This window comes from Jatrophihabitans sp. (assembly GCF_051960575.1).
GTDB lineage: Bacteria > Actinomycetota > Actinomycetes > Mycobacteriales > Jatrophihabitantaceae > JBQCEE01.
Window position 1 is genome coordinate 1 of the sequence record NZ_JBQCEE010000385.1, and the last position, 14,297, is coordinate 14,297.

Annotated in this window: 17 protein-coding genes; 12 read left to right on the forward strand and 5 right to left on the reverse strand. The window is 73.3% G+C overall.

Annotation, left to right across the window (positions count from 1 at the left end):
• Both ACTHMS_RS21375 and ACTHMS_RS21380 read left to right on the forward strand, forming a co-directional pair.
• A partial coding sequence (locus ACTHMS_RS21375) for an ROK family protein (RefSeq protein WP_440308677.1) occupies window positions 1-705 on the forward strand: 705 nt, incomplete at its 5' end.
• Between the two features lie 38 nt (window positions 706-743).
• On the forward strand, window positions 744-1,307 hold the full coding sequence (locus tag ACTHMS_RS21380) for a hypothetical protein (protein WP_440308678.1): 564 nt from the start codon (window positions 744-746) through the stop codon (window positions 1,305-1,307).
• 29 nt (window positions 1,308-1,336) lie between these two features.
• On the opposite strand, the gene ACTHMS_RS21385 is transcribed toward ACTHMS_RS21380, so the two are convergent.
• Window positions 1,337-2,002 (reverse strand): hypothetical protein, encoded by a 666-nt coding sequence (locus ACTHMS_RS21385; protein ID WP_440308679.1) that lies wholly within the window; start codon window positions 2,000-2,002, stop codon window positions 1,337-1,339.
• A complete protein-coding gene (locus tag ACTHMS_RS21390; protein WP_440308680.1) occupies window positions 1,999-2,772 on the reverse strand; it encodes an alpha/beta hydrolase in 774 nt (257 codons plus the stop codon). Before ACTHMS_RS21390 ends, ACTHMS_RS21385 begins: the two co-directional genes overlap by 4 nt.
• Before the next feature lie 135 nt (window positions 2,773-2,907).
• On the opposite strand from ACTHMS_RS21390, the gene ACTHMS_RS21395 reads away from it, so the two are divergent.
• The 10 genes from ACTHMS_RS21395 to ACTHMS_RS21440 are packed head-to-tail and all read left to right on the forward strand — an operon-like array spanning window position 2,908 to window position 11,907.
• The gene (locus ACTHMS_RS21395) at window positions 2,908-3,657 is read left to right on the forward strand and encodes a lysophospholipid acyltransferase family protein (protein ID WP_440308681.1); all 750 of its coding nucleotides are present in this window, start codon (window positions 2,908-2,910) and stop codon (window positions 3,655-3,657) included.
• Between the two features lie 4 nt (window positions 3,658-3,661).
• Window positions 3,662-4,147 carry a polyadenylate-specific 3'-exoribonuclease AS gene (locus ACTHMS_RS21400; protein ID WP_440308682.1) on the forward strand — a complete coding sequence of 162 codons (486 nt, stop codon included), beginning with the start codon at window positions 3,662-3,664 and terminating at the stop codon, window positions 4,145-4,147.
• An 11-nt stretch (window positions 4,148-4,158) separates the two neighbouring features.
• Window positions 4,159-5,184 (forward strand): 6-phosphofructokinase, encoded by a 1,026-nt coding sequence (locus ACTHMS_RS21405; protein WP_440308683.1) that lies wholly within the window; start codon window positions 4,159-4,161, stop codon window positions 5,182-5,184.
• A complete protein-coding gene (locus tag ACTHMS_RS21410; RefSeq protein ID WP_440308684.1) occupies window positions 5,181-5,858 on the forward strand; it encodes a hypothetical protein in 678 nt (225 codons plus the stop codon). The genes ACTHMS_RS21405 and ACTHMS_RS21410 overlap by 4 nt, the downstream gene beginning before the upstream one ends.
• Before the next feature lie 28 nt (window positions 5,859-5,886).
• Complete coding sequence (locus ACTHMS_RS21415; protein WP_440308685.1) at window positions 5,887-6,321, forward strand: hypothetical protein; 435 nt, start codon at window positions 5,887-5,889, stop codon at window positions 6,319-6,321.
• Complete coding sequence (locus tag ACTHMS_RS21420) at window positions 6,318-7,610, forward strand: cytidylyltransferase domain-containing protein (protein ID WP_440308686.1); 1,293 nt, start codon at window positions 6,318-6,320, stop codon at window positions 7,608-7,610. Before ACTHMS_RS21415 ends, ACTHMS_RS21420 begins: the two co-directional genes overlap by 4 nt.
• Window positions 7,607-8,485 (forward strand): N-acetylneuraminate synthase family protein, encoded by an 879-nt coding sequence (locus ACTHMS_RS21425; RefSeq protein ID WP_440308687.1) that lies wholly within the window; start codon window positions 7,607-7,609, stop codon window positions 8,483-8,485. Before ACTHMS_RS21420 ends, ACTHMS_RS21425 begins: the two co-directional genes overlap by 4 nt.
• A 45-nt stretch (window positions 8,486-8,530) precedes the next feature.
• Window positions 8,531-9,958, forward strand: a complete 1,428-nt coding sequence (locus ACTHMS_RS21430) for a class II 3-deoxy-7-phosphoheptulonate synthase (protein ID WP_440308688.1) — start codon at window positions 8,531-8,533, stop codon at window positions 9,956-9,958.
• A 53-nt stretch (window positions 9,959-10,011) separates the two neighbouring features.
• On the forward strand, window positions 10,012-10,965 hold the full coding sequence (locus tag ACTHMS_RS21435) for a threonine aldolase family protein (RefSeq protein WP_440308693.1): 954 nt from the start codon (window positions 10,012-10,014) through the stop codon (window positions 10,963-10,965).
• 51 nt (window positions 10,966-11,016) lie between these two features.
• On the forward strand, window positions 11,017-11,907 hold the full coding sequence (locus ACTHMS_RS21440; protein WP_440308689.1) for a hypothetical protein: 891 nt from the start codon (window positions 11,017-11,019) through the stop codon (window positions 11,905-11,907).
• A 141-nt stretch (window positions 11,908-12,048) separates the two neighbouring features.
• Here the strand turns inward: ACTHMS_RS21440 and ACTHMS_RS21445 are convergent, their stop codons facing one another.
• The 3 genes from ACTHMS_RS21445 to ACTHMS_RS21455 form a co-directional block, all read right to left on the reverse strand.
• Window positions 12,049-12,603 carry a hypothetical protein gene (locus tag ACTHMS_RS21445; protein WP_440308690.1) on the reverse strand — a complete coding sequence of 185 codons (555 nt, stop codon included), beginning with the start codon at window positions 12,601-12,603 and terminating at the stop codon, window positions 12,049-12,051.
• A 46-nt stretch (window positions 12,604-12,649) separates the two neighbouring features.
• Window positions 12,650-13,681, reverse strand: a complete 1,032-nt coding sequence (gene aroF / locus ACTHMS_RS21450; RefSeq protein WP_440308691.1) for a 3-deoxy-7-phosphoheptulonate synthase — start codon at window positions 13,679-13,681, stop codon at window positions 12,650-12,652.
• Window positions 13,682-13,807: 126 nt separating this feature from the next.
• A partial coding sequence (locus ACTHMS_RS21455) for a TIM barrel protein (protein ID WP_440308692.1) occupies window positions 13,808-14,297 on the reverse strand: 490 nt, incomplete at its 5' end.

Sequence of the window (14,297 nt, forward strand, 5' to 3'; positions counted from 1 at the left end):
CACCTGGCGTGGCGCGCCGAACCGCTGCGAGACGCGCTACGCGACCGGATCCGGTTGCCGTTGATTGTCGAGAACGACGCGAACGCCGCCGCCTGGGCCGAGTACCGGTTCGGCGCGGCCCAGGGCCGTCCGGTCGTCGTGTGCGTCACGCTCGGCACCGGCATCGGCGGCGGCCTGGTCATCGACGGCACCGTGTACCGCGGCGCCTATGGCCTGGCCGGCGAGTGGGGCCACATGACCGTCGTGCCGGACGGCCGTCGCTGCGCGTGCGGCAACGCCGGTTGCTGGGAGATGTACGCGTCCGGCCGGGCGCTGGCCCGTGACGCCCGCGAGCTCGCGCTCGAGTCACCCGTCGCCGCGGCCGCGATGGTCGAGCGCGCCGGGTCGGTCGACGCCCTCACCGGACCGGTCGTCACCGCGGCCGCCGCCGCGGGCGACAGCGCGGCGATCTCGCTGTGCACGACGATGGGCCGCTGGCTCGGGCGCGGGCTGGCGAACCTCGCGGCATCGCTCGACCCGTCGGTGTTCGTCATCGGCGGGGGCGTGAGCGAGGCGGGCGAGCTGCTCGTCGGCCCGGCGCGGGCGGAGTTCGCCCACACCCTCACCGGACGCGGCCACCGGCCCAAGGCCGAGGTGCTGCTGGCGGCGCTCGGCGCCGAGGCCGGGCTGGTCGGTGCGGCCGATCTCGCCCGCCGGGAGGCGTGAGGCAGGCCACCGACGGGCGTGCGGCAGGATCAGCGGTCGTGCCGACCCTGCGCCTCGTCTCCGTCGACGCCCGCTCGTTCCCCGACCGCGCCGCGCTGTCCGCCGCGCTCGCCGCCGAGACGCCGCAGGTGGCCGTCGTGCACCACGCCCCGCACCTGGCGCGCTGGCGGTCGCTGGCCGCCGAGATCGCCCGCGGCGCCGGGCTGGTGGTGGTCGGCGGCGGCCGCACCGGCGGGGCGAACCTGCTGCTGAGCGACCTCGCCGTCGACGTCACCGCGACCCACGACGTGCTGCTCGGCCGCAATCCGCTGCGTCCGACCGGGTTCAGCCGCGCCGACCTGCGCTACCGCGGGGCGGCGTTCACGCTGATCGGCGCGAGCTCGGATGGCGACGCCGCCCGGCTCGACGCCGCGCTGCCGGACACGCCCGCGCTGGTGAGCCGCACCGACGGCACGGCCGTGCGCATCGTCGTCCCGGCCGGTCTGCACCTCGCCGCCGAGCGCGCCGCCGGCCCGCTGCTCGTCCGCGACCTCGAACTCTGCGCGGCCGCTACCGCTGATGATCCCGCGCGCAGACACACCCGGGTGTGCCTGCGTGCGTGATCATCGCCGACCCGCGAGGCAGGCGTCGGTCAGACCGCCGAGCCGTCGTCGTCCTCGTCCCGGTGCTCACGCAGCCGGCTGACGAGGATGCCGGCGCCGAGCAGCACACCGCCGACGCCGAGGATCCAGCTCAACTGGTTGGCCAGCCCGATCTCGCCGCCGAGCCCGAGCACCATGATCGACACGACCAGGATGGCCAGCGCCATGATCGTCGGCGCGGCGAAGCGCGGCAGCGGCGGCGGGGGCGGCGGCACGTAGTGGTCGTCGTCCAGCCACACCGGCTCGTCGGACGGCGCGGTCGGCTGGGCCAGCTGCTCGCGCCAGTCGGCGTCCTGCTTGGTGAGCTCGCGCTCGGCCTCGCGGATCGCGTTCACGGTGTCGACGTGCCAGTCGGCGACGATCGCGGCGAACGCGGCGTCGGTGTCGACGCCGGCGAGCGGGTCGGAGGTGACCGGTGGCGGCTCGGGCGACCCGAGCGCCCGCACGGCGGCCGCGACGATGGTGCGGGCGTCGCCGCGGTCGTCGCTCGCGACGAACAGCCGCCGCAGCGGCGCGGCGGGCTGCACGTCGAGGTAGGCGGCGATGCGGGCGCGGCCCAGCGCGCTGAGCAGGTGCTCGCCGATCGCCGGGTCGACGTCGGTCAGGGGCACGTAGGTGGCGGCCTGCAGGCCGTTGTCGAGCCGGTCGGCGCTCATGCCGGCCGCCCGGCGGGCAGCAGCGAGCGGACGAAGTCCAGCGAGCCCTCGTGGATCAGCGGCGCGTCGTGGTCGAGCGTGGCGACGTGCCAGCTGTGCTCGAGCACGACCTCGCGCACGGACGTGTTGCGGGCCCCGCGCACGAGCAGCTCGGCCGACAACGGGTCGAGCACGTGGTCGACCCGGCTGCGGAACAGCAGCACCGGCGCCGTGACGCGGTGCAGGTCGCGCACGGTCTGCTTCCACAGCCTGGTCATGGACGCGAAGGCGATCACCGGGGTGCGCTCGGACGGGTCGTCCTGGGCGACGCCGGGCTTCTGGATGTCCTCGCCGAACCCCGGACGCGACCGGACAACCCGGCACACGAACGGCGCCAGTTTCGCGTCCAGCCGGCGCAGGCCGAAGGCGGGGTTGACCAGCACGACGCCGGCGATGCCTGGGTGCTGCTCGGCGAGCCGGGTGACCAGCGCGCCGCCCATCGACAGGCCGCCCACGACCACGGTCGAGCAGCGCTCGGCGAGCTCGAGGTAGGCGTCCTCGACGCAGCCGTACCACTGCGTCCAGGTCGAGCGGTTGGTCTCGCGCCAGGTCCGGCCGTGGCCCGGCAGGAGCGGCGCGCGCACGGTGAGGCCGGCCGCGGCCAGGTGCTCGGCCCACGGCCGCACGGTCGCGGGGGTGCCGGTGAAGCCGTGGCTGAGCAGGACGCCGACGCCGCCGACCTCGCCGCTGCCGTCGGCGGCGAAGGGTCGATCCTGCTCGGCGATCTGCACCGGCCCTCCCGGCCCCTCGGACTGCTGCCCCGCACACGACTGAGGAGACCATCATGCCTGGGCAGGGGCTACTCTGCACCGAAAGGAATGACGCCTCCCGAACAACGTGAGCGCGTCGGAAGCGGTGGAGAACGCGTGGGGTACTGGCTCGCCAAGTTCGTCTTCCTCGGTCCGTTGCTCCGCCTGCTCTGGCGGCCCTGGGCCGAGGGGCTCGAGAACATCCCGGACGACCGTCCGGCCATCCTCGCGAGCAACCACCTGTCGTTCTGCGACTCCTTCTTCATGCCGCTGACGGTGCCGCGCAAGGTCACCTTCCTGGCCAAGGCCGAGTACTTCACCACGCCCGGCGTCAAGGGCTGGTTCTCGCGCTTCTTCTTCTCCGCCGTCGGCCAGGTGCCGATCGACCGCGACGACAAGGACGCGTCGGCCGGCGCGCTTCGCACCGCCGTCCGGGTGCTGCAGGAGGGCCACAACAACCTGCTCGGCATCTACCCCGAGGGCACCCGCTCGCCCGACGGGCGGCTCTACCGCGGCAAGACCGGCGTCGCCCGCATGGCGCTGCAGTCGGGCGCGGTCGTCATCCCGTGCGCGATGGTGAACACCGAGATCATCCAGCCGCAGGGCCGCATCCTCCCGCGGCTGCGGCCCCGCCCCGGGGTGCGGTTCGGGCGCCCGCTGGACTTCTCGCGCTACGAGGGGCTCGTCGGCGACCGGTTCGTCGAGCGGTCGATCACCGACGAGATCATGTACGAGCTGATGCAGCTCAGCGGCCAGGAGTACGTCGACCTCTACGCCGCGGACGTGAAGAAGGCCCAGGGTCAGGACGCCGCGTTCGGCGCACGCAGCACGGTGCCCTCACGGCTGCCCGACAGCCGCGCCTCCTGACCCCGTGCGGTTCTTCTACGACTGCGAGTTCATCGAGGACGGCAGCACGATCGACCTGGTCTCGATCGGCGTCGTCGACGAGACCGGACGCGAGTTCTACGCCGTCTCGACCGAGTTCGACGCGTCCCGGGCCATCCCGTGGGTGCGCAGGAACGTGCTCGACAAGCTGCCGTCGCCCGCCGACCCGGCGTGGCGCTCGCGCGACCGCATCCGCGACGACCTGCTCGCGTTCCTGCTCGAGCCCGGCGACGGCGTCGAGCTGTGGGCCTGGATGTCGGCGTACGACCACGTGGTGCTGTGCCAGCTGTGGGGCGACATGCGCGCGCTGCCCCGCTCGATCCCGCGGTTCACCCACGAGCTGCGGCAGCGCTGGGAGGACGCCGGGTCGCCGCCGCTGCCGCCCCCGCCGCCCGACCAGCACAGTGCGCTGGCCGACGCCCGGCACAACCTCGTCCGGTGGCAGACGCTCGATCGCGCAGGCACGCACTAGGGTCAGGCATCGTGCGTATCGGTGTGCTGACCGGCGGCGGCGACTGCCCCGGCCTCAACGCGGTGATCAGGGCGGTCGTGCGCAAGGGCGCGGGCGTGCACGGCCACGAGTTCGTCGGCTTCCGCGACGGCTGGCGCGGGCCGCTGGAGAACCTCACCCGCCCGCTCGGCATCCCCGACGTGCGGGGGATTTTGCCGCGCGGCGGCACGATCCTCGGCTCGTCGCGCACCAACCCGTTCAAGATCGACGGCGGGCCGGCGCAGATCACCGAGAACCTGCACCGGCTCGGGATCGACGCACTGGTCGCGATCGGCGGCGAGGACACGCTCGGCGTCGCCACGAAGCTGCACGAGCTCGGCGTCAACGTCGTCGGCGTGCCGAAGACGATCGACAACGACCTCAACGCCACCGATTACACCTTCGGCTTCGACACCGCGGTGAACATCGCGATGGAGGCCATCGACCGGCTGCACACGACGGCCGAGTCGCACCACCGGGCGCTCATCGTCGAGGTGATGGGCCGCCACGCCGGCTGGATCGCGCTGCACGCGGGCATGGCGGGCGGGGCCAACGTCATCCTCATCCCCGAGATCCCGTTCTCGATCGAGCGGGTCTGCGCCTACGTCGAGTCGCGCTTCCAGGCCCACTACGCGCCGATCGTCGTCGTCGCCGAGGGCGCGATGCCCGAGGGCGGCGACATCTCGAGCCTCGAGAAAGGGCTCGACGCCTTCGGCCACATGCGACTCGGCGGCATCGGCGAGTGGCTGGCGAACGAGATCGAGCAGCGCACGGGCAAGGAGGCCCGCACGACGGTGCTCGGGCACATCCAGCGCGGCGGCACGCCGACCGCGTTCGACCGCGTGCTCGCCACCCGGTTCGGCGTCGCGGCGATCGACGCCGTGCACGGCGGCGACTTCGGTGTCATGGTCGCCCTGCGCGGCACCGACATCGTCCGCGTGCCGCTCGCCGAGGGCACCACCGAGCTCAAGACCGTCGATCCGACGCGCTACGCGGAGGCCGAGGTCTTCTTCGGGTGACCACCGCCGTGCCCGAGGCCGCCGAACGGCACCTGGCGCTGTTCACCGACCTCATCGCCGCGTACGCGGTGCGCCGTCCGATCGAACGGATCGCCGTCGTCGGCAACGCGCCGCTCGAGCCCGACCCGGCGCGCGCCGACGCGGTCGACGCGGCCGACCTCGTGATCCGGGTGAACTCGTTCGTCGTCGACCCGGCCGGCGGCCCGCGCCGCACGGGGCGCCGCGCGGACGTGGCGGTCATGGCGCGGGCGACGCGGCCGACCGCCGACACCTTCCGCGAGTACTCGCGCCGGCTCTACCTCGTGGTGGACGCCGGCAACATGAACGTGCCCGAGCCGCCCCGCAACTACGCCTTCTGGCCGAAGGACCTCGGCGCCGTCCCGATCCCGAACGCGACGATCGGCCACCCGCTCAAGGTGCTGCTCGCGCCCGAGAACGACGGCGCCCGCATCGTGCCGACCTCGGGCACGCTGGCGGCCTACCTCGGCTGGAAGCTCTTCCCGTCCGCGCACCTGGTGCTGACCGGCTTCTCGTTCATCGACGACGCCGACCAGAAGCGCTGGAAGCACCAGAGCGGCCGTACCGTTCCGATGCACCCCGCGCACTCGCTCGAGCGCGAGCAGGCGCTCATGCTGGCGTGGCTCGACTCGGACCGCGCGGAGCTGCTGCGGTGACCCGACCGATCCAGCCCAGGAGATCTTCGTGACCGACCCCGATGCCGAGCGTCCGCCGTTCGGGCAGCGTGTGAAGCACCGCGTGAAGCAGCTCGCGAACGCGGGCGACCTGGCCAACGCCGTCGCCGTCCTGACGCGACGGGTCGACAAGGCCGAGGCGAAGGTCGACCGGTGGGGCGCGGTCGTGAACCGGCTCAACGTCACCCATGACGTCCTCGTGCACCAGATGACGGGCGTCGAACGGCGCATGGACGAACTGGTGCTGCCCCGTGCCGCCGAGGCAGCGGTGCCGCCGGCGGCCGCCCCCTCGGGCGATCCCGCGGTCGCCGAGGCGCAGGCGATTCTCGCCGAGATCCGCGCCGAGCACGCCAGGGTGCGGGTGCGCCTGCAGCTGCTGTCGGAGTACGAGGAGCGCATCCGCCGGCTCGAGGCCGCCGTCATGGCTGCGAAACCGACGTCGTGACCGTCGTGGCCGCCGGTGCCGACGGCTCGCCCGTGCCGCCGTCGTCGCCGGACGGCGCGGCCGTCACGATCATCCCGGCGCGCGGTGGGTCGGTCGGCGTGCCCCGCAAGAACCTCCGCCGCGTGGGCGCGGCCGCGCTGGTCGAGCGGGCGGTGCGTGCGAGCGTCGCGGCGAGCACCGTGCGGCTGACCGTCGTCTCGACCGACGACGACGAGATCGCGACGGTCGCCGAGGCCGCGGGGGCCGCGATCGTGCGGCGCCCCGCCGAGCTGTCGACCAGCGTCGCGAGCTCCGAGTCGGCGGTGCTGCACGCGCTCGACGTGCTGCGCGAGCGGGACGAGGGTGACATCACCGACGACACCGTCGTCGTGCTGATGCAGTGCACCAGCCCGTTCATCGACGCCGCGCGGCTCGACGACGCGGTGACGCTCGTCGCGACGGGGGAGTGCGAGGTCGCGATCTCGGTCGAGCCGACGCACCGGTTCCTCTGGCGGCAGGCGCCCGACGGCACGCTCGCGGGCGTCAACCACGCCAGCCACGCCGGGCAGCTGCGCGAGCGCCGGCAGGACCGCGCGCCCGAGGTCGCCGAAACCGGCGCCTTCTACGCGTTGCGGGTCGGCGGGCTGGTCGCGTCCGGCTCCCGCTTCCACGGACGCATCCGCGGGGTCGAGGTCGCGCCCTGGACGGGGCTGGAGATCGACGACGTCATGGATCTCGAGATCGCCCGGGCCGTGGCGCCCCTGCTGGACGTGTCACCCGTGGTGCCCGGGCTGGCGGACGTCGCGGCGCTCGTGACCGACTTCGACGGCGTGCACACCGACGACACCGCCTTCGTCGACACCACGGGCCTCGAGAGCGTGCAGGTCAGCCGCAGCGACGGGTACGGCGTCGAGCGGCTGCGCGCGGCCGGCGTGCGCACCCTGATCCTGTCCCGCGAGAAGAACGCGGTCGTCCAGGCCCGGGCGCGCAAACTGCAGGTCGACGTGCTGTCCGGCATCGACGACAAGCTCACTGTGCTGCAGCGCTGGGCGGACACGAACCACGTGCCGCTCGACCGCGTCGCCTACGTCGGCAACGACCTGCCCGACCTGCCCTGCCTCGCCGCGGTCGGCGTGGCCGCGGCCCCGTCCGACGCCCACCCGGAGGTGCGTCGCGCGGCCGGGCTCGTGCTCGCCGCCGCGGGTGGGCACGGGGCGGTCCGCGAGATCTGCGACCTCATCCTCGCGGCCCGCGCCGGCTCGTCCGCCGCCCCGCACCCCACGGATGTCCGAGAAAGGAAACTCCCATGACCCCTCGCGCCCTCACCATCGGCCCCGACCAGGTCGGCCCGGGCAACCCCACCTACGTGATCGCCGAGATCGGCCTGAACCACAACGGTGAGGTCGACATCGCCCGGCAGCTCATCGAGGTGGCCAAGAGCGCCGGCTGCCAGGCGGTCAAGTTCCAGAAGCGCACGCCCGAGATCTCGACGCCCGAGTCGCAGCGCGACCAGATCCGGCAGACGCCGTGGGGCGAGATGACCTACTTCGAGTACCGCAAGCGGATCGAGTTCGGGCACGACGAGTACGCGCAGATCGACGCGATCTGCAAGGAGCACGACATCACCTGGTTCGCCTCGCCGTGGGACGTGCCGTCGGTGGACTTCCTCGAGGAGTTCGGCGTGCCGACGCACAAGGTGGCCTCGGCCTGCCTCACCGACCTCGAACTGCTCGAGCGGCTCGCCGCGACCGGGAAGCCGGTGATCCTGTCGACCGGCATGTCGACGATGGAGCAGATCGACGCCGCGGTGCAGGTGCTCGGCACCGACCACCTGATCCTGCTGCACGCGACCTCGACCTACCCGCTGCCGCCGGAGGAGGCCAACCTCCGCATGATCACGACGCTCGCCGAGCGCTACGACGTGCCGGTCGGCTACTCGGGCCACGAGACGGGTCTGCAGATCAGCCTCGCGGCCGTCGCCATGGGCGCCACCGTGATCGAGCGGCACATCACCCTCGACCGCGCGATGTGGGGCTCCGACCAGGCCGCGTCGGTCGAGCCCGGCGGCCTGCGCCACCTCGTCCGCGACATCCGGATCATCGAGACCGCCATGGGCGACGGCGTGAAGCGCATCTTCCCGGGCGAGGAGAAGCCGATGTCCCGCCTGCGCCGCTTCGGCCTGTAACCCCGGCACGTCGCCCCTACCAGATCTTGATGCCGTGGGCGAGCCATGCCCGGCCCGCGGCATCCAGGTCCGGCCCCTGGCACGCAACCGCTTACGCTGGACGCCGTGAGTTCGACCCTGCCCGACGTCCGCCCGCCCGCCCCGGCCCTCGACCTGGACGCGTGGCGCTCGCTGCCGGCCGCGCAGCAGCCGAAGTGGCCGGACGCCGCCGCGCTGCAGGACGCCGCCGCGACGCTGGCCGGGTTGCCGCCGCTCGTCGTGGCGTCCGAGGTCGACCAGCTGCGCGACCGGCTGGCGGCGGTGGCGCGGGGCGAGGCGTTCCTGCTGCAGGGCGGTGACTGCGCCGAGACGTTCCAGACCTCGTCGCAGGCCGACGTCGCCGGCAAGGTGCGGGTGCTGCTGCAGATGGCGGTGGTGCTCACCTACGGCGCGTCCGTGCCGGTCGTGAAGGTGGGGCGCATCGCCGGCCAGTACGCCAAGCCGCGGTCGTCCGACCTCGACGCGAGCGGGCGGCCGTCGTACCGCGGCGACATGGTCAACGAGCTCGAGGGCGAGCGCACGCCCGACCCTCAACGGCTGTTGAAGGCGTACTACACGGCGGCGACGACGCTGAACCTGCTGCGGGCCTACGCCGGCGGTGGCCTCGCGTCGCTCGAGAAGGTGCACGCCTGGAACACGGCGTTCGCCCGTGACACCGAGACGGGCGCCCGGTACGAGCGGCTCGCCGCCGAGATCGACCGGGCCGTGCGGTTCATGCGGGCCTGCGGCGTGCGTGACCACGCGCTCGAGTCGGTCGAGCTGTACTCGTCGCACGAGGCGCTGATCCTCGACTACGAGCGGGCGCTGACACGCGTCGAGGACGGCCGCGCGTACGACCTGTCAGGCCACTTCGTGTGGGTCGGCGAGCGCACCCGGCAGATGGACGGCGCGCACCTCGACTTCGTCTCACGCATCGCGAACCCGATCGGCGTGAAGCTCGGCCCGTCGACCACGCCGGAGTTCGCCGCCGAACTCGTCGAGCGGCTCGACCCCGACCACGTGCCGGGGCGGCTCACGCTGATCAGCCGCATGTCGAGCGCGAAGGTGCGCGACGTGCTCCCGGCGATCGTCGAGAAGGTGACGAGCACCGGCCACCTCGTCATCTGGCAGTGCGACCCGATGCACGGCAACACCGAGGAGACGGCCGACGGCGTGAAGACCCGCCACCTCGACCGGATCATCGACGAGGTCGACGGCTTCTTCGACGTGCACGCCGCGCTCGGCACGCACCCCGGCGGCCTGCACGTCGAGCTCACCGGCGACGACGTCACCGAGTGCATCGGCGGCACCGCCGAGCTCACCGCGAGCGACCTCGGCCGGCGCTACGAGACGGCCTGCGACCCGCGGCTCAACATCGAGCAGTCGCTCGAACTGGCCTTCCGCGTGGCCGAACGGCTCGTCGCCGAGCGCCGCGCGCGGAGCGCCGAGCTGTGACGGGCCCGATCGTCGACCTGCGCTCGGACACCGTCACCAGGCCGACGGCCGGCATGCGCGCCGCCATGGCCGCGGCCGAGGTGGGCGACGACGTCTACAACGAGGACCCGACGGTCCGCGCCCTCGAGGCGAAGGTCGCCGAGCTGCTCGGGCAGGAGGCCGCGGTCTTCGTCCCGACCGGGTCGCTCGGCAACCAGCTCGGCATGCGCCTGCTCGTGCAGCCGGGCCAGGAGCTGCTCTGCGACGCGCTCGCCCACGTCGCGCGCGCCGAGCTCGGCGCCGCGGCCGTGTTCAGCGGCATCACCTTCCGCACGTGGCCGCACCGCGGCGGTGCGGTCGACCTCGACGAGATCCGGCGGCTCGCGACGCCGAACGCCGGGCCGTACCTCGTCTCGACGGCGGCGATCGCGCTCGAGAACACCCACAACTTCGGCAGTGGACGCGTGCTGCCGGCCGCCGAGCGGAAGGCGGCCCTCGCCATCGCCGACGAGCTCGGCATCGGCAAGCACCTCGACGGCGCGCGCCTGTGCAACGCGCACGTCGCGTCGGGCGAGTCGCTGGCCGAGCTCGCGGCGGGCTTCGACACGATGTCGCTGTGCCTGTCGAAGGGGCTCGGCGCGCCGGTCGGATCGGTGCTCGCGTCGTCGGCCGACCGCATCGCCGAGGCCCGCGTCTGGCGCAAGCGGTACGGCGCGGGCATGCGGCAGGTCGGCATCCTCGCGGCAGCAGGGCTCTACGCGCTCGACCACCACGTCGAGCGGCTCGCCGACGACCACGTGCGCGCCCAGCGGCGCGCCGAGGGCCTCGGCGCCGAGCGTCCGGACACCACAATCGTCATCCTCACCGGCCCCGACGCGGCCGCGGTGGCGGTCGCGGCGGCCGAGCAGGGCGTGCTCGTCTCGGCGCTCGGGCCGCAGATGCTGCGGCTGGTCACCCACCTCGACCTGGACGACGCAGGTGTCGAGCGCGCCCTCGCCGTGCTGGCACCGCTGATCAAGATCGCCTGACACCGGCGTCGCCGAACCCGATCCCGGGCCGGGTACGGCAGACTGCGGGCCATGAGCTACCCGCCGCCCCCGCCCGCCCCATCGACGTCGGGCCCGTTGCGGGGCCGCACGCCCCGCCGCCTCGGCTGGATCTTCCTGGTCGTCAGCATCGTCCTCATCGTGGTCGGCGGCATCATCGTCGGCACCCAGACGCTGAAGAAGGTCGACGACTTCCAGCGCGTGCAGGTGTCCGCCGGCTCCGGCACGGTGAACATCGACCGCACGGGCAAGTGGGTCATCTACTACGAGGCCAGCGACGTCTCGAGCAGCATCAGCCGCATCCCCAACCTGACCGTCGGCCTCACCGACCCCTCCGGGTCGGAGGTCGACCTGCACCCTTACGGCAAGCGGTCGGACGGCAAGGTCGACAAGTTCACCTACGACTTCGACGGCCACAAGGGCGTCGCGGCGGCGGAGTTCAACGCCTCGACCAAGGGTCAGTACAAGGTGCAGATCCAGCCCGACCAGCAGCTGCCGGCCGACGCCGACCTGGCCTTCGGCGAAGACCTCATCAACGCCACCGCGGTCGCGGGCGTGATCGGCATCGTGCTCGGGATCCTGCTGCTCATCGCCGCGATCGTGCTGCTCATCGTCGGCTACGTGAAGCGCGGGCGGCACAAGAAGGAGCTCGCCGCTGCGCCGTACGGCGGCTACGGCGGCTACCCGCCGCCGGGACAGGGCTATGGCCAGGCACCACAGGGCTACGGCCAGGCACCACAGGGCTACGGCCAGCCGCCGCAGGGCTACGGCCAGTCCCCGCAGGGGTACGGCCAGCCGGGCCAGCCGGGGCAGCCGGGCCAGCCGGGCCAGCCGGGCCAGCCGTACGGGCAGCCCGGCCCGGGCTACGGCCAGCCGGGGCACGGCGAGGCACCGCAGGGCTACGAGCCGCCGCCGAACCAGTAGCGTCCGCTGACGGATCCCGCATCGAGTGACGGATCCGGGATCTGCTGACGGCGGTTCCTGCCGTCACCAGATCCTGGATCCGTCACCGGATCAGGATCCCGTCACGAGTTCGCGGGGCGCATCCGGACGCGGGCGACCGGCCTACGGGCAGGTGATCGAGCCGGTGAGGTGCGCCTGCTGCTGCTGGGCGTCGACGAGGGTGAGGTCGAAGGTCGCGCCCTTGCCCTGCGGCTGCACCGCGACCGTGCCGCCGCTCTTCGCCGTGCCGGCGAAGGCGCCGCGGGCGGTGGTCAGCACCACCGTCGGAGCCTCCTGACCCTGGCCGGTGATGGTCAGCTTCCAGTCGCCGGCATTGCCGGTCGCGGACGAGAGGTGCGTCGAGGTCACCGAGTCGTCGACGCCCGCGCTGGTCGCGGGGTCGTAGTACCCGCAGCTGGCGCCCGAGCCCGTGGCGTCGATGGTCACCGCACCCGAGGCGTGCACGGACGCGCGCGCCTGCGCCGCCGCCGAACCGCTCGCCGCCGCCGCGCTGCTGGGCAGGTCGGTGCGGGTGTCCCCGACGCCGCCGGCGCTGGTGGGGATGCTCATCTCGCCGCCACCGGCGTCGGAGCCGCCACCGATGCCGCCGCTGTTGCCGCAGGCCGTGAGCCCCGCGCAGGCGAGCAGGGCCGAGGTCGTGATGAGTGCCAGGCGCATGACCCTCGGCTACCCGCGGGGTCACCGGCTCATGCGCGGCGGTGACTCACCCCGCGCGATGGGCCGCCGAGGTGCGTCCGAGCAGTGGCGGGATCGTCGCGACCGCCTGCGCCAACTCGTCCAGCGAGTCACCGAGCAGTGCCTGCGCACCGTCGCACAGCGCGATCTCGGGGTGCGGGTGCACGTCGACCATGACGCCGTCGGCGCCGGCCGCGATGCCCGCGCGCGCCAACGGCACGACCAGGTCGCGTCGTCCGGCGGCGTGCGACGGGTCGACGATGACCGGCAGATGCGACTGCCGCTGCACCATCGCGACCGCCGACACGTCCAGCATGTTGCGGATCGACGGCTCGAACGACCGCACACCCCGCTCGCACAGCACGATGTCGAGGTTGCCGCGCTGGGCGATGTACTCGGCGGCCATCAGCCACTCCTCGTACGTGGCGGTCAGCCCGCGCTTCAGCATCACCGGCTTGCCACAGGCGCCGACGGCCTGCAGCAGCCCGAAGTTCTGCATGTTGCGGGTGCCGATCTGCAGCATGTCGACGTGCTCCGTGACGACGTCGACGTCGGCGGCGTCGACCACCTCGCTGACGATCGGCAGGCCGACCTCGTCACGCACCTCGCGCAGGATGCGCAGTCCCTCGACGCCGAGCCCCTGGAACGCGTACGGCGAGGTGCGGGGCTTGTACGCGCCGCCGCGCAGCAGCGTGGCGCCCGCGCGCTTGGCCATCCTCGCCGCCTCGAGCGTCTGCTCGGGCGTCTCGACGGCGCACGGACCCGCGATGAGGGTGAAGGTGTCCGGTCCGATCGGTACGCCGGCGACGCGGATCGTCGTGCGCCGCGCGTGGTTCTGGGCCGAGACCAGCTTGTAGGGCGCGGTGATGCGCATCGTCTCGGCGACACCCGGCAGGCCGCCGGCGTCGAGCGTCTCGAGCACGTCCTCGGTACCGATGACACCGACGATCGTGCGCATCACGCCGCGGCTGACGAACGCCTGCCCGCCGTGCGCCTCGATGTGGGTGACGACCCCGTCGATGTCCGACTCCGCCGCCCCGGGCGCCATGACGATGACCACGGCTCGACAGCCTAGCGAGCGCCGCGGAGCTGCCCCGATCGTCCCCGACGGACGCGAAACCCCCTGCTCTGGCTCGTTCTCGGGGCCGAAGATGAGCCAGAGCAGGGGGTTCGCGAAGTCCGGCCGTCAGGGGCGGGTCTCGGCGTGCAGGCGGCGCAGGGTGGCGATGTCGGCGGCGTGGTCGGTGTCCTCGGTCTCGACGACCAGCGGCAGCCGGCGGGTCGTGGGCGAGCGGAACAGCGCGGCGAAGGCGTCCGCGCCGATCGTGCCGGCGCCCAGGGCCGCGTGCCGGTCGCGCTTCGAGCCGGCGGGGTCGCGGCTGTCGTTGACGTGGACGAGACCCACCGGCCCCGCGCGCCGGTACTCGCGCAGCGCCCGCAGGAACCCGTCGACCTCGCTCAGGTCGTGCCCGGCCGCGTGCATGTGACAGGTGTCGAGGCAGAGACCGAGCCGCTCGTCGCCGTCGAACAGCGCGAGGTACTCGGCCGTCGACGCCGCGTCGGACGCGAGGGCCCCACCACCGCCCGCGGTCGGCTCGATCAGCAGGGTCGGCGCGCCGGGCACGCCGGCGAGCACCCGCAGCACCGCCTCGCGGGTCTGCGCGAGCGCCTCGTCC

Bases quoted from the DNA above. Each gene is read 5' to 3' on its own strand.
- ACTHMS_RS21425 (WP_440308687.1), top strand. From the start codon at position 7,607: ATGACCCCTCGCGCCCTCACCATCGGCCCCGACCAGGTCGGCCCGGGC.
- ACTHMS_RS21445 (WP_440308690.1), bottom strand. From the start codon at position 12,603: ATGCGCCTGGCACTCATCACGACCTCGGCCCTGCTCGCCTGCGCGGGG.
- ACTHMS_RS21385 (WP_440308679.1), bottom strand. From the start codon at position 2,002: ATGAGCGCCGACCGGCTCGACAACGGCCTGCAGGCCGCCACCTACGTG.
- ACTHMS_RS21430 (WP_440308688.1), top strand. From the start codon at position 8,531: ATGCCCGGCCCGCGGCATCCAGGTCCGGCCCCTGGCACGCAACCGCTT.
- ACTHMS_RS21435 (WP_440308693.1), top strand. From the start codon at position 10,012: ATGCGCGCCGCCATGGCCGCGGCCGAGGTGGGCGACGACGTCTACAAC.
- ACTHMS_RS21440 (WP_440308689.1), top strand. From the start codon at position 11,017: ATGAGCTACCCGCCGCCCCCGCCCGCCCCATCGACGTCGGGCCCGTTG.